Consider the following 14178-nt stretch of genomic DNA (forward strand, 5'->3'; position numbering starts at 1 on the left):
GAACCCTCACTTTCGTGTCAATTTGTCTTTTTTCTTCCCTTTTCCATTTGTTGCAAACACTTTTATTTTCAAGTTTACCTCTAAAATGTACAATAATCTACCGACTTGATAAATGATCGAAGTCGAATAGTGGATCGCTAACGTTTTTCCAAGCGCTTTTCCTCCGACTGTCAAAGCGGCAACGACGCTTGTAAACAAAATCGATATCGCAAACTGCTGAACCGACGTCTCCCCGTAGCCGAGCTGCAAAGAGAGCTGGAGCACGACATAAGCGGAAGCGGTTCCACTTACAATCCCTGAAATATCGCCGATGACGTCGTTACAGAAATTCGCAAACCGGTCTGCATTTCTCGTAATGAGCACAGCATGCTTTGCGCCATGGAGCCGCTCAGAGGCCATCGCATGAAAGGGCTTCTCATCAGCCGCCGTCGCTGCGACTCCTATTGTATCAAAAAACACCCCGATAAAGACAATCAAAAGGACAATAAGCATCCCGAGCGCCCATGTAACGCCGCTTAATATAAACGTTGAAATAACTGAAAAAATAGCCGCTAGCACCAGAGTGATAACGGCAATTCCCAAGCTCCACTGTATTGATTTCTGAAGAGGTTTCATAAGCGCTTCTCTATCACCTTTTTTTATAAAGTCCCCGTACCTATGTAATGGAGTGGTCATTTAAAGAGTAAACTCTGTAGCTTAGGTCCAGTAGGATTTCCCAATTCAGCACCGCTGCGTCGCCGCAACGGCGGTTTCCCTTTATGCTGAATTTGACGCTGTCGCCAGACGCCAGACTGGATTACCACTTAGTCTACACTGTAATCCTCTTTAAATGTCAATCGAACAGTCTAGGAGATTTCCTCAGCGGTCCCGTGCCGTTCTTTTATCCTCTTTTGCAGAGTAGATTTCATATGGGTAAAATTTAGAAGCAGTTGGCCGACTGCCGCTAAATCCTCTATCCATAATCCCCTCTTCCTCCACTCAAGGCAGGCTACGCTGCAGACAAGCTCCCTAGCTTGCCGTTGCAGGTTCATACCCTTTACCCTGGTAAAATACACGCGTATCCACCGGGTAAAAGGCCTCCACGGTAACAGGGTCATCGCCCACATGCCTTTGCGGATCGCCCTCCTACCTTATCTCCCAGCTTCGACCCAAGGCTGGGCGCCTCAAGCCGAAACAAGGAGCTTCATCGATGTGCCCTTTGGCGGATTTTTAGCCCCGCCTTCAAGAACGGAGAACCGACTAGAATACTGCACCACTCTCGTTTACTATTCATTATAACATGTGTAGGGGTGTTGCTCAATGGAAAAGCCAGGCACTAGTGATCCCGGTCTGCCACATAATCGGTAAAAGCGTCCAAAAGCTTGTGATCCATCTTTACTTTATATAAATATTCCTTTGCTTTTCTCTTATGCGCTTCAATTTCCCGTTTTGCCCCGTCCATCCCCAGCAAACTCGGATAGGTGCTCTTATTATTGTCGTGATCGCTTCCAACAGGCTTGCCGATCATCGCGGCGTCGCCTTCGACATCAAGAATGTCATCCTTGATTTGAAACAATAAGCCGAGTTCTTTCGCAAACAGGCGGAGACATTCCGTATCCTCCCGGTCTGCTCCGGCAATAATCGCTCCGGAAACAATCGCACTCGTAAGCAGGTCACCCGTTTTATGATGGTGAATATAGGTGAGCTCCTCGAGCGTTAATTGCCGGTTTTCCCCTTCGATGTCGGCAACCTGTCCACCGACCATTCCTTCAGGGCCGGAAGCTTTAGCGATTTCGGCGACGATCCGCAACTTCTGTTCAGGCGTCAGCTCTCCTTTTTCAGAGCCGGCGACAAGCTCAAAGCTGAACGTCAGCAGGGCATCGCCAGCTAAAATCGCGACAGCGTCGCCGTAAATCTTGTGATTCGTCGGCTTTCCCCTTCTCATATCATCATCATCCATCGCCGGAAGATCATCATGAATCAAGGAATAGGTATGGATCATTTCAATCGCACAGGCGACATCAAGGCCCGCTTCAGTCGGTTTGCCGAAGCTGTGCAGCGTCGCCAACAACAGCGCCGGACGAATCCGTTTTCCGCCGGCATGCAAGGAGTAGAGCATCGACTCCTTTAACGTTTCCGGCGCCTGAAGCCGTTCAAGGTAGGTTGGCAGCTTTTGTTCAATGACTTCCCTTTGCTTCTGCAAAAATTCATGTAGCTGTTTATCCACGTTTTACTCTTCCTCCCGGAAAGTTAGTTCTTCAATCTCTCCATCCGGGTGAAGAATCTGATCCATCTGCTTTTCAACTTTCATCAGCTTCTCATGGCATTGCTTCGAGAGTGCCATCCCTACCTGAAACATCGAGATCGCTTCTTCCAGTGGAACATCCCCTTCTTCGAGCTTCTCGACAACCTCTTCCAGCTCACTCAGCGCCTCTTCAAAGCTGCGTTCTTTTTCCTCTGTCATTTCTTCTCCCCCCTGGCAATGAATTGTTTATCCTCGACGCGGCAGGTCACTTCCCCGTCCTGAAATTGAATTTGGACCGGTTGATCAAGCTCGACCTGCGCGACTGATTTAAGCAATCTGTTTTGTTCATCGTACACAAGACTGTAGCCCCGATCCATTAAGCGCAATGGACTGAGCAGCTGTAATTCGCCGATCTTCTGCTGGAAAGCCTGCTGACTGTTTGTAAGCCGGGCCTGCATGCTTTTGATCAGAGCCTGCTCAAGCCGCTGCGTCCGTTCCTTCGCCTGATTCAGCTGTTGTTCAGGATGAAGCCGCTTTAAGCGTGCCCTCGTTGCATTCAGCCGGTTAACCGGTTCGGTGACTCGGTATTTCATCGCCCGCTTCAGCCGTTCGATCAGGCCGTCCAGCTCCTGTTCCTTCTGCCTCACTAACTGGCCTGGATAACGGAAAGCATAGGAGCGCTGAAACCGGTTCAGCTTGTTCGCTTCTCGGTCAAGGCGTTCCTTCATTCCGCGGATAAGCTGCCGTTCCAACGAGCGGATCGTTCTTGTCAGCTCCTGTTGATCCGGCACCGCCAGCTCAGCGGCGGCTGTCGGGGTCGGGGCGCGCAAATCAGCGACAAAATCGCTGATCGTATAGTCCGTTTCGTGTCCGACAGCCGAGATGACAGGCACGGTTGCTTGGGCAATCGCCCTTGCCACCCGTTCATCATTGAATGCCCAAAGCTCCTCAATCGAGCCGCCACCACGGCCGACAATGATCACATCGAAGCAATCGGCGGCTGTCGCCTGTTCAAGCGCCGCGACGATTGATCCCGGTGCCTGCTCTCCTTGGACGAGGACAGGAAATAACGTCAGCTGGGCCAACTGATAGCGGCGCTTCAGCGTCGTATAAATATCCTGGATCGCCGCCCCTGTTGGCGAGGTAATTATCGCGATTCGCTTAGGATGGACGGGAATCGCCCGTTTCCGTTCAGCGTCAAACAGCCCTTCAGCCTGCAGCTTTTCTTTCAGCTCTTCATAAGCGAGATAGAGGCTGCCGATTCCATCTGGCTGCATTTCTTTTGCATAAAACTGATACTGGCCATAGGGCTCGTACACATTGATTTCTCCGCGCAGAAGGACCTTCATGCCGTTCTCAGGCCTGAAGGCTAAGTAACGATTATGTCCGGCAAACATCACTGCCTGCATTCTGGATTGATCGTCTTTGATCGTGAAGTACAGATGACCACGGCTATGCCATTTTACATTTGACAGCTCTCCACGAAGCCAAATGTCCTGAAGAAGAATATCCTCTTCAATCAAAGCCTTTATGTATCTCGTCGCTTCTGAGATCGTATAGATGTCTTGCGCTTTCATCCAACCACCTATACGCGCTTCCTGGCGGATTGAACGGTATTTTCAAGCAGCATCGTAATCGTCATCGGACCAACTCCGCCTGGTACCGGAGTAAGATGCGAAGCGACTTCTTTGACTCCTTCAAAATCAACATCTCCGCAAAGCTTGCCGTCAACACGGTTAATGCCGACATCGACGACGACAGCACCCGGCTTTACATCCGCGGCTTCAATGAAGTTCGGACGTCCGATCGCGACGATCAGAATATCGGCCTGCTTTGTCATCTCTCTTAAATTTTTTGTGCGGGAGTGACAATATGTAACGGTCGCATTTTCATTAAGCAGTAGCTGGCCAACCGGCTTTCCGACGATATTGCTTCGGCCAACGATGACGGCGTGCTTTCCGGCAATCTCGATTTTCGCTTCCTTTAACATTTCAACAACACCGTATGGCGTGCAAGGTAAAAAGGTTTCTTCCCCGGTCATCATTTTCCCGATATTGATCGGATGAAAACCATCGACATCTTTGTCCGGATGAATCCGTTCGATCACCGCCTGCTCGGAAATATGCTTCGGAATCGGGAGCTGGACGAGGATTCCATCAATTTTCGGATCTTCATTCAGGCGGTCAATTTCAGCAAGCAGCTCTTCTTCTGAAATCGTATCATCCTTCTTGATCAATACGGAATAAATGCCGGCCTGTTCACAGGCCTTTTGCTTCGAACGAACATACGTCGTTGATGCCGGGTCTTCCCCGACAAGAATAACAGCCAGTCCAGGCTGGCGATGATGCTCTGTCAATGCTTCGACATCACTTTTCAATTGCTCTCTCTTTTTCTGGGCAAGTTCTTTTCCGTTCAACAACTTTGCGGTCATGCTCTCCACTCCTTCACTTTTGCACATCTTCCTGAATTGTTTCCATTGCTTTTGAAAGGACTCCGTTAATAAAACGTCCCGACTCTTCCCCGCCAAATGCCTTGGCCAGTTCAATCCCTTCATTAAACGTAACGCTTAGAGGAACATCATGAATGTATTTCATCTCATAAAAAGACATCCGTACAATGGCTCTGTCAACCAATCCCATTCTCTCCAGACTCCAGCCTTGAAGACTTGAAGAAATAACAGGATCAATTACTTGCAGATGCTCAAGCGTCCCACGAATGAGCTCGATCATAAAAGGGCTTGGCTCTTCTCCCTCTTCAAGCACGCTTTCAATCGCTTCCTCCACAGAGCTTTCTGCTAAATCAATTTGATAGAGCGCTTGAGCAGCTCTTAGTCTTGCTAGTCTTCGGTTCATTGTCAAACTCCTTTAAGCATGCGTTTTTGCACAGTTATTATGTTGATAATAGCATAACATGTTTCGTGAAAACAGAACAATTTAGTTTTCAAATGTGACAAAGCGTAGGCTCGGGCAAAACGGTTCAACGCTTCATTTTCGATCTTTTACAAGCCTTTGGCGATTTCTTCTAATGGTATAGTTTACCCAGAAAAAAGAGGATATTTCCAAAGGGAAGCAAATTTCTCTTTGGAAACATCCTCAAACCGGATTACTTATTATTCATCGGCTTCTGCTTCAGTAGATTCAAACTGAACGCCGACGACATGGACGTTCACAGCCTGAAGCTCGATTGCGGTCATCGTTTGCAGCGCCTGCTTAATGTTCGATTGAATAAATTTCGCCACCTCAGGGACGGCCACGCCGTATGTGATCACGACCGATACATCGACGGTAATGCCATCCTCGCCAAGCTCGACCTTGACGCCTTTGCCGTGATTTTTGCGGCCAAGCTTTTCAGCGACATCCGTCGCAAAGTTGCCGCGCATCGTGGCGACGCCTTCGACTTCCGAAGCGGCAATGCCGGCAATAACTTCGATGACTTCCGGTGAAATTTCAACTTTTCCCAGCTCTGATTTTTGCTCTTCAAGCTCTAAAATATGATTCTCGTTCATCATTATTCCTCCATTTTTGCACTGTTGGATTTTAGTTGGACGGACATCACATCATGCTGTTCAAGAAATTTCGTATTGAAATCACCTGAGAGAAACGTATCATGATGCAGAAGACGAAGATGGAAAGGAATCGTCGTTTCTACCCCTTCGATTTCAAATTCTTCAAGCGCTCTTCTCATTTTCGCCACGGCCTCTTCACGCGTCGCCCCATGCGTAATCACTTTGGCTACCATCGAATCGTAGAATGGCGAGATGACGTAGCCGGGATAAACAGCTGAATCAACGCGAACTCCGTAGCCTCCCGGCGCTAAATAATTCGTGATCTTACCTGGAGACGGCATGAAATTTTTCCGCGGGTTCTCCGCGTTAATCCGGCATTCCATCGCCCAGCCCTGGAAGGTAACCTCCTCCTGCCTCAAAGAAAGCACCTCTCCACTTGCGACGCGAAGCTGCTCTTTAATTAAATCGATCCCCGTCACCATTTCTGTTACAGGATGCTCAACTTGAATCCGTGTATTCATTTCCATAAAATAGAAGTTTCCATTTGTATGGTCGTAAATGAATTCCACTGTCCCTGCTCCTGAATAGTTGACGGCCTTCGCTGCGTTTACCGCTGCCAGACCCATTTCCGCCCGCTTTTCCGGTGTCAGGGCCGGAGAAGGCGTTTCCTCGACCAGCTTCTGCAGCCGGCGCTGAATGCTGCAATCACGCTCGCCAAGATGAATGACGTTTCCGTGATTGTCTGCCAGCACCTGAATTTCAACGTGCCGGAAGTCCTCGATGAATTTTTCCAGGTAAACGCCGGGATTCCCGAAATTCGTTGCCGCTTCCTGCTGAGTGACATTCATTCCTTTTTTCAGTTCCTCTTCGTTGCGCGCCACGCGAATTCCTTTTCCGCCGCCGCCGGCTGTCGCTTTAATAATGACCGGATAGCCGATCTCCTCCGCTATTTTCACAGCCTCTTCCGTATTGGCGACAATTCCGTCAGATCCCGGGACAATCGGCACGCCGGCTTTCTCCATCGTTTTCCGGGCAACATCCTTCGTTCCCATTTGATTAATCGCAAAAGGGCTCGGCCCGACAAACGTAATATTGCAGGCGCCGCAAATTTCAGCGAAATCAGCGTTCTCAGCTAAAAAGCCATAGCCCGGGTGAATCGCGTCAACCTCTGTCAATGTGGCAACGCTCATAATATTTGTGATATTAAGATAGCTCTTATTGGATGCTGTCGGTCCGATGCAATAAGCTTCGTCAGCCAGGCGGACGTGAAGCGAATCCTTATCTGCTTCTGAGTAGATCGCGACTGTTTCGATGTTAAGCTCCCGGCAGGCGCGGATAATCCGGACAGCAATTTCTCCTCGATTTGCAACTAATACCTTTTTTATCATCATATCTCTCCTAATTAGCTAAGCTCCACAACAAACAGGGGTTGTCCATACTCAACAAGCTCCCCATTCTCAGCAAGAATATCGACGATTTTTCCGTTTACTTCTGCTTCGATTTCATTCATCAGCTTCATCGCTTCGACGATGCAGACAACGCTTTCTTCTTTGACTTGGTCTCCTTTAGCGACATACGGATCGGCATCAGGCGAAGGTGCTGCATAAAATGTTCCAACCATTGGTGATGTAATCGTGTGAAGCTTGTCATCATTGGCCTTGCTTTCTGAACCCGCTTCTTTTTCTGCAGCAGGTGCTTCTGACACGGCGTTTTCCACCTGTTTCAGCGGCGGCTGGCTTACCACGGCAGGAGCAGGTGAAGCTGGTGCTTGTACTTGTACAGGTATTGCCTGCTGCTTTTTCAAAACGAGCTTTGTTCCATCCTGCTCAAACTTCAGCTCATCTACATCCGATTGATCAAGCGCTCTGATTAACTCTTTTATTTCTTGCACTTTCAACATATATGTACACTCCTAATCTTATTTTTTCATATTATATCATACAATTCGGCTGACCCTATTTATCTTCGTCAGGAAATTTCATATCCCTTTTTTCGATTGACATTCGTCAAACAAAAAAACATGACAGAAAGAAGGAGGTGCGTTAAAAGGTCGTCTCTCCTTTTTAACACACCTCTTTATGACAGCGGGCGGAGTCGCCTCTGCTTCTGGCGGCCTCCCTCTTCCCCTTTTTGATTATTCTTCGCTGTCGACAGTGATTTCCTTCTCTTCCTCTGCTTTTACGAGCGCGTCCTTTTTGTATTGACGAAACACGGGAAACTCAGATAAGTTATCCGGAATCTTCCCATCCTCCAACAAAATGATTTTGACGATATTCTTATTGCGGGCCATATGGTATTTATCACCATATTCATTTTCCTGCGTGTAACGCTTTAAATTCTCATAATCCTCTTCTTGGATGGAAACCTTGTAGGTGTCTTGATCCCCGGCTTCAAATTCCTGTTCAAATCCAATTTCAAATTCGACGATTTGAATATTATCATTTTTCATATTGCGTGTTTGCTCAAGTACTGCCTTCGCACCTTCCGTTAAATCCGTCCATTCCATGGCAATCTCTCCTCACGAGTAAGTTACGTTGCGTATTATATCATAGACAAATAAGGAGATGCACCTTCTGACGAAAGATCCGGCTAAAAGAAGGGTCGAAATGAGCAAGGCGGCTTCGCGGCGGAGACCCGCTCCACAGCAAAACCGCTTTTTTTTCAATCGGGCTTTATTATTGAGCTGCCGCCTGGTGCGTTACCGCGACATCCATCCCTGCGCCAAGCTGATCAAAGGTCATATGATAAATTTCATTCGCTTCAGCCCGTGATAATTCATCCGTCTGGACGATCACGCGGACTCTGTCTTCCTCTGTCATAACGAGGACATCCTCATAGCCTTTCGCTTTGATCAGCGTCTCTAATGTCGCTTCGTTTTGCGCCAGTCGCTGGAGCTCCATCCGCTTATCATGGGCTTCACTCTTCATCAGAGCCGAAGCATCAGCGGAAGCGACGATTTGCGTCAGCTCCTCAGCCATCCGGTCTCTTGATGCCTGAAGATCCATGCGAATGGTCGAGAACGTGTCATTGCCGGCCGCATTTGAGAGTGTCTCACTTGCTGCTTCTTCTTCACTTCCCGCTGCTTCTTCTTCGCTTCCCGCTGCCTCTCCTTCTTCATTTTCCCCTTCCATTGCTTCTGCAAGCTCTTCTTCCATATCGACGACAGATCCCTGATCATCATGCGGCATCTGCTCCAGTGTCATCTCGCCATTTTCTTCATCCCCCACATACGCGACCTCATCACCCGGAATTTGATCAGGAGACGTGACGTAATAGACAGAAAGCACGACAATTAAGCTCAACATTGTTAACAACCAAACCGTTTGTTTCTTCAAGACCATTATGAATCCTCCCTTGTTTTTTTCGGCATGACCGATACTCGATGAGACGGAACGTCCAGCACCCGACTAACGGCTTCTACGACCCAGCTTTTAATCTGAGCATTTTCAACGCCTTTGGCGACGATCAGCACTCCCCGGACTTCCGGTTTTTCTTTTTGAATGAGAAGCGGCTCCTCTTTATCGCCATTTCGGATAATCACAACCTGCTCCTCCCTGCTGTGATCCTCCACCTGTCGTGTTCCCCCTTCACGATCCGTTTCATCGGTGTTTTGAACCTTTGTATTCGTATCCTTTTCGTAAACATAACGTTCCGTCTCGGCCAAGTTGATCATGACGGAAACATCCGATAAGCCAACCACTTGCTCAAGCGCCTCCTTCAGCTGATTTTCATATTGAATCTCATAATCTTCCATTGAATTCGGCTCAGCTGAGGATCTTGATCCAAAGACTGCTTCATCCTCCTGATCTTCCTGATAGACGGGCAAGGATGGTTCTTCTTCATCTGTAGTGTTTGTCAGAAGGTTGCCTGTGATCATCAGCGCGACTCCAATGCAGCCTACAAGCAGCACATAGTGGAGAGGCCATTTCCGGCCTTTGCCGTTATCCGTCTTTTTGAATAACGCCGTCAGCCATTGGCGATCCTTCTGTTCATCCTGATTCATTCGGCTCGTTTCCCCCCTTCCCACGCGATTGAAATCATTTCTTCAGGGATGTCCCAATATTCGGAGAGCAGCGGCACGATGTTACTAAGCTCGTCGGTGCGGGGCGAAGCTTGACTTTCCACTGACAGAGATGTGTCAATCCGAACAACTTCCACAGCATCAACCGCGTCGGACGGCTCAAGCTCATCCTCCCGCTCGCGCTCCTGCACCTCGACATGGACCGCTTTGATCTGCTGTTCTGTGAAAGGCTCCTCTGCACCGGCATCCTCCGCCAGTTCCACCTCGACCTGCGCAATATTCAAGTGATGCTCCTCTTCCAGCATGTCTTCCACCTGACTCTCTAATTGGACAGCCACCTGTTCAGAAATATATGCACGCTGTCCGAGCTCTATTTCTCTTTTTTGCAAATTTATCGAATTCGTGACGTTCTGCTCGGCACGATTTGTCTCCTCGGTTGTTAAAGCAAAGAGCCAGCTGTCGACATCGTCCTGAAAAATCGAGAGAAGCGGCTGGAGCATGACGACAAGAAGCATAAGGCCGACGACCATTTTGACATAGCGCTGCATCGCTGAATTCGGGATCATCAGCTCCAGTACGGTCGCAAACAAAATGAGCAAAATAATCGTCGTTAGCCATTCCGTGATATATTCCATCCCCTTATCCTCCTCACCTGATCATTAACGAGACATTTCCCGCAGCAATCATAATCGTCACCGCCAGAAAGAACATCAGACAAACGACGGCCATTGCGCCAAAGACAAACATCATTGATTTGCCGATGATGCTTAAACAATCGATAATCGGCCCCCCGCCAAGCGGCTGCAGCACGGCTGAGGAAATCGAAAAAATCAGCGCCAGTGAGAGGACCTTCATCGCCGGGAACGCGCAAAGCAATAAAAGAATCGCAAGCCCGGCGACGCCGATTGTATTTTTTAACAGCAGCGAGGCGCTCAGTACCGTATCGGCGGCATCGGTAAACATCCGGCCAACGACAGGCACCAGATTTCCGGCGAGAAACTTAGCCGTACGTACCGTGATGCCATCCGTGACCGCCGTCGATGCTCCCTGGACCGAGATAACCCCTAGGAAAATCGTCAGAAAAACACCGAGAATGCCGACCGCCAAATTGCGGAGAAAAGTCGCCAGCTTCGTCACCTTGTAATGATCGGTCAACGTGCTGACAATACTCAGAATCGTTGACAGAAACAATAGCGGCAGCACAAGATGCTGAATAAGGAGGCCGCTCGTATTGACGAAAAAAATAATCAGCGGATGAAACAAAGCGGCCGATGTAATCGAGCCGATCGAAGCCATGATCGCCAGCAGCAAAGGGAGGAGCGCGATCATAAAATGAATCATGCTGCTGATCGCGTCAGAGGCATAGCTGATCGCGACATGAAAGCTGTTTAACGCAATAATCATCAGCACGAGATACGTAACCGCATAGGCGACCTTACTGATCGTATGCTGTTCAAAAGCGTTTTGCAGCGATTGGAGAATCATGCAGAACACCGTCAGCAAAATAAGCGAACCGAGCAGCTTGCCGCTGACTAACAGCTCATGCAGCAAAAACTTTACTGCGCCAACGCCCCATTCTTTGGGCGAGAATTGCTTTTCACCGCGGACGAATTCCAGAAATGAACCCTTTTGGCTCTCCGGCAAAAAACCACCATATTCGTTCGAAATTTGCTCCCAATAGCTTCTTACTTCGTCAAGCTGAAGCTGCTCAAGCTGCTGCTCGACAAAGCCATTCTCGTCCATTCTCTCTTCCTCGGCTGCCGCCGGCTGACATACGATAAAGAGCAGGAGCGTAAAGCTCAGTATAAAGATGATTTTCTTCATTTTGATCTCACTTCCATTCCACGTACGAAGGTGGTCATCATGTCCATCGCTTAGAAGCTTCAATTCGGAATCAACGTAAGAACGACTTCGATCACCGCCGTCAAAATCGGAATTGCCATCACAAGAATTAAAATTTTCCCTGCCAGTTCAATCTTCGAGGCGATGGCGGCTTGTCCCGCATCCTTGGCAATTTGCGCCCCGAACTCCGCAATGTAGGCAATTCCGATGATTTTCAAAATCGTTTGCAAGTACATCATATTCATATTCGCCTGCTCGGCAATCCCGGAGAGCATCGCGATAATTTTTGTAATTTCATCAATTAAAAAAAGAAAAATCAAAACGCCGACAAAAACTGTTAGCATGAAAGCAAATATCGGTTTTTGCTCTTTGACAACGAGGGCTAGGAAGGTCGCAATCAGCCCTAACCCGACAATTTGAATGATGTCAATCGCAACCCACTCCTTCACCCTTGGAACAAAAAAACACCCCTGATTTTTTGAAATAAGTCATCAACCATTGTCGCCACCATGTAAAGGACGATGATAAAGCCGATCAATGTCACCCAATGCGCCCAATCTTCTTTTCCCATCTGCTTTAAAACCGTATGGATCATCGCGACAACAATGCCGATTCCGGCAATCTGGAAAATGGTGTTTACATCATACATCACAACCTCTCCTCCTTCGTCCGCCTACAACATCAGTACAACAATCAATAAGCCGCTAAGAAAGCCGAGGCTCTTAATCATCCGTTCATACCGTGTTTGTCTGTCCTTCGCCTCCAGCTCTTCTCTTTCTAAATGAGCGAGGGTCAACTTAATTTGCTTCTGCTGCTGGTCCCGATCATGCTGGCCGAGCGTCGTGCCAAATTGCAGCATGATTTCCCGTTCACTATCCAACAAAGACGTCCTCTGCCATGTCTCGTCCACGCTTTCCTTCCATGCGTCAAACGCCGTTTGCTCGTAGTGGGAAAGCCGCTCCGAGAAGCTCATGAAAAAGAGTGAAAGCGGCTTTGGCAGCTGTTCGGCAATATGCCTGCTCGCCTCGGCCAACGGCGTCAGACCATACATCATTTCAGCCTCCAATGATTGAATCGCCACCCTCAGCTGGCGCAGCTGACGCGGCCGTTCGCTCAGCCGCTTCGCATATTCAAAGCCGATGCTTGTCGTCGCCAACAGAATGAAAATCGCACCGAGCAGCTTCATTGGATGATCACGTCATTTCGCTTCTGCTGATGAATCCGCTTGACGACTCCCGGTTTTGTTCGCCTTGTCAGCTCGATTTGCCGTTCAAATGCGCCTTGGGCAAGCAGTTCCTGAAGCGCCGGCCTCCGCTTCACATCCTCAACGGAAAAGCCGTGTGCTGTTGTCATGACGTTCACCCCGGCATGCAGCGCCTCCTGAACGGCGATGACGTCCTCTTTTCTCCCAATTTCATCAACGACGAGCACATCCGGACTCATCGAACGAATCATCATCATCATTCCCTCAGCCTTCGGACAACCATCAAGCACGTCGACCCGGCCTCCTAGCTGAAGCTGGGGAACGCCTTTCATACTGGCGGCGATTTCAGAGCGCTCATCGACGATTCCGACCTTTAATGACGGAATCTGCCGCTCCGGCATCCCTTCGCTGATCAATCGCGCCAAATCACGCAGCAAAGTGGTTTTTCCGGCCTGCGGCGGCCCGATGATCAGCGTGTTAAGCCACCTACCCTGATAAAGCTCGGACACCAGCCGCTCCGCTGCGCCAATCGTTTCGCGGGCAATCCGGATATTGAACGAGCTAATATCGCGCAATGTTTTGACTTGTCCTTTATCAAGAACGACCTTTCCGGCGAGACCGACGCGATGCCCCCCCTTTATCGTAATGAAGCCTCTGCGCAACTCTTCTTCAAAGGCATAAATCGAATATTGACTAAGCTGGCTTAACAAAAAAGCGGCATCATCACCTTTTACTTGATAAACACCGGCAGAACTGGTCGGATAATAAGGCTTGCCGGCAATCATCACCTCCAGCGGCCTTGAGACACGGACCCGGATCTCTTCGATTTTATTCTGCAAAGCAGGTTCGATGTTTTTCAGCAATTGGCGTATCGTTTCCGGCAAGATGCGCAGCACATCCTCAAGCATAGCCCTCTCTCCTTTTCGTCACTTTCTGATCCCGATTAAAATAAGCAGGACACCAGCTCCAATAAAAGCAAATTTTGAAAACGATAAACGATCCGACATCCCGATCAGTCCAACTGCAATCGAAGTAATAAAAATAGTCGGACCAATTATGACAAGCATCGCATTTAAGCCAATCGCTTTTTCAACACTATTAAAACGAAGCATCAAACCGGCCGCGGTCAGTTCTATTAAGCCTGAAAGAACGCGTAACCCGACCATGACCAACAGCGTCATTTCCACCGCGTGAAACCATGTCTTCATACCTTCACCTCGACATTCTTTCTTTGTACAACCTATGAGTGGGCGGCCCCGGTTTAGAACTTAAAAAAAAGCTTGAGAAAAAAGGTCGTTTTCCACCTTTTTCTCAAGCTTAAAGCAAGCCGCCGTCCGATTCTTCTCTGCGCTTACCTCTTGATAGACACAGCCCTGAAGCGC

At 48.7% G+C, this 14178-nt stretch carries 19 protein-coding genes; all 19 read right to left on the bottom strand.

All coding sequences use genetic code 11. The features are described 5' to 3' along the window. Positions 1-6: 6 nt before the first annotated feature. On the bottom strand, positions 7-615 hold the full coding sequence (locus M3202_RS14205) for a CNNM metal transporter family protein (RefSeq protein WP_251223991.1): 609 nt from the start codon (positions 613-615) through the stop codon (positions 7-9). A gap of 700 nt (positions 616-1315) precedes the next feature. Continuing rightward, positions 1316-2206, bottom strand: coding sequence for a polyprenyl synthetase family protein (locus M3202_RS14210; RefSeq protein WP_251223992.1), 891 nt, complete (start codon positions 2204-2206; stop codon positions 1316-1318). A gap of 3 nt (positions 2207-2209) precedes the next feature. Further along, entirely contained in the window at positions 2210-2443 is a 234-nt protein-coding gene (xseB, locus tag M3202_RS14215) for an exodeoxyribonuclease VII small subunit (protein ID WP_251223993.1), read from the bottom strand. Further along, entirely contained in the window at positions 2440-3801 is a 1362-nt protein-coding gene (gene xseA / locus M3202_RS14220) for an exodeoxyribonuclease VII large subunit (protein ID WP_251223994.1), read from the bottom strand. Before xseA ends, xseB begins: the two co-directional genes overlap by 4 nt. Before the next feature lie 8 nt (positions 3802-3809). Further along, positions 3810-4655, bottom strand: coding sequence for a bifunctional methylenetetrahydrofolate dehydrogenase/methenyltetrahydrofolate cyclohydrolase FolD (folD, locus tag M3202_RS14225; RefSeq protein ID WP_251223995.1), 846 nt, complete (start codon positions 4653-4655; stop codon positions 3810-3812). A 13-nt stretch (positions 4656-4668) separates the two neighbouring features. Continuing rightward, on the bottom strand, positions 4669-5076 hold the full coding sequence (nusB, locus tag M3202_RS14230) for a transcription antitermination factor NusB (RefSeq protein ID WP_251223996.1): 408 nt from the start codon (positions 5074-5076) through the stop codon (positions 4669-4671). A 257-nt stretch (positions 5077-5333) separates the two neighbouring features. Next, positions 5334-5729, bottom strand: a complete 396-nt coding sequence (locus M3202_RS14235) for an Asp23/Gls24 family envelope stress response protein (protein WP_251223997.1) — start codon at positions 5727-5729, stop codon at positions 5334-5336. A 2-nt stretch (positions 5730-5731) separates the two neighbouring features. After that, positions 5732-7117, bottom strand: coding sequence for an acetyl-CoA carboxylase biotin carboxylase subunit (gene accC, locus M3202_RS14240; protein WP_251223998.1), 1386 nt, complete (start codon positions 7115-7117; stop codon positions 5732-5734). A gap of 14 nt (positions 7118-7131) precedes the next feature. Continuing rightward, positions 7132-7629, bottom strand: a complete 498-nt coding sequence (gene accB, locus M3202_RS14245) for an acetyl-CoA carboxylase biotin carboxyl carrier protein (protein ID WP_251223999.1) — start codon at positions 7627-7629, stop codon at positions 7132-7134. A gap of 234 nt (positions 7630-7863) precedes the next feature. After that, positions 7864-8235 (bottom strand): hypothetical protein, encoded by a 372-nt coding sequence (locus tag M3202_RS14250; protein WP_251224000.1) that lies wholly within the window; start codon positions 8233-8235, stop codon positions 7864-7866. Positions 8236-8404: 169 nt separating this feature from the next. Beyond that, positions 8405-9070 carry a SpoIIIAH-like family protein gene (locus M3202_RS14255; protein WP_251224001.1) on the bottom strand — a complete coding sequence of 222 codons (666 nt, stop codon included), beginning with the start codon at positions 9068-9070 and terminating at the stop codon, positions 8405-8407. Continuing rightward, positions 9070-9732 carry a stage III sporulation protein AG gene (gene spoIIIAG, locus M3202_RS14260; RefSeq protein WP_251224002.1) on the bottom strand — a complete coding sequence of 221 codons (663 nt, stop codon included), beginning with the start codon at positions 9730-9732 and terminating at the stop codon, positions 9070-9072. The genes M3202_RS14255 and spoIIIAG overlap by 1 nt, the downstream gene beginning before the upstream one ends. Then, positions 9729-10385 (bottom strand): stage III sporulation protein AF, encoded by a 657-nt coding sequence (gene spoIIIAF / locus M3202_RS14265; RefSeq protein ID WP_251224003.1) that lies wholly within the window; start codon positions 10383-10385, stop codon positions 9729-9731. The genes spoIIIAG and spoIIIAF overlap by 4 nt, the downstream gene beginning before the upstream one ends. Before the next feature lie 13 nt (positions 10386-10398). Continuing rightward, complete coding sequence (gene spoIIIAE / locus M3202_RS14270; RefSeq protein WP_251224004.1) at positions 10399-11574, bottom strand: stage III sporulation protein AE; 1176 nt, start codon at positions 11572-11574, stop codon at positions 10399-10401. Between the two features lie 59 nt (positions 11575-11633). Further along, positions 11634-12023, bottom strand: coding sequence for a stage III sporulation protein AD (gene spoIIIAD / locus M3202_RS14275; protein WP_349775623.1), 390 nt, complete (start codon positions 12021-12023; stop codon positions 11634-11636). Between the two features lie 14 nt (positions 12024-12037). Then, positions 12038-12244 (bottom strand): stage III sporulation protein AC, encoded by a 207-nt coding sequence (gene spoIIIAC / locus M3202_RS14280; protein ID WP_251195445.1) that lies wholly within the window; start codon positions 12242-12244, stop codon positions 12038-12040. 21 nt (positions 12245-12265) lie between these two features. After that, entirely contained in the window at positions 12266-12778 is a 513-nt protein-coding gene (spoIIIAB, locus tag M3202_RS14285) for a stage III sporulation protein SpoIIIAB (RefSeq protein WP_251224006.1), read from the bottom strand. Beyond that, complete coding sequence (gene spoIIIAA / locus M3202_RS14290) at positions 12775-13704, bottom strand: stage III sporulation protein AA (protein WP_251224007.1); 930 nt, start codon at positions 13702-13704, stop codon at positions 12775-12777. The genes spoIIIAB and spoIIIAA overlap by 4 nt, the downstream gene beginning before the upstream one ends. 18 nt (positions 13705-13722) lie before the next feature. Then, positions 13723-14004: a YqhV family protein gene (locus M3202_RS14295; protein ID WP_251224008.1), complete on the bottom strand. Its 282-nt coding sequence runs from the start codon at positions 14002-14004 to the stop codon at positions 13723-13725. Positions 14005-14178: the final 174 nt, after the last annotated feature.

The organism is Halalkalibacter oceani, from assembly GCF_023715605.1.
Classification (GTDB): Bacteria; Bacillota; Bacilli; order Bacillales; family Bacillaceae_D; genus Halalkalibacter; species Halalkalibacter oceani.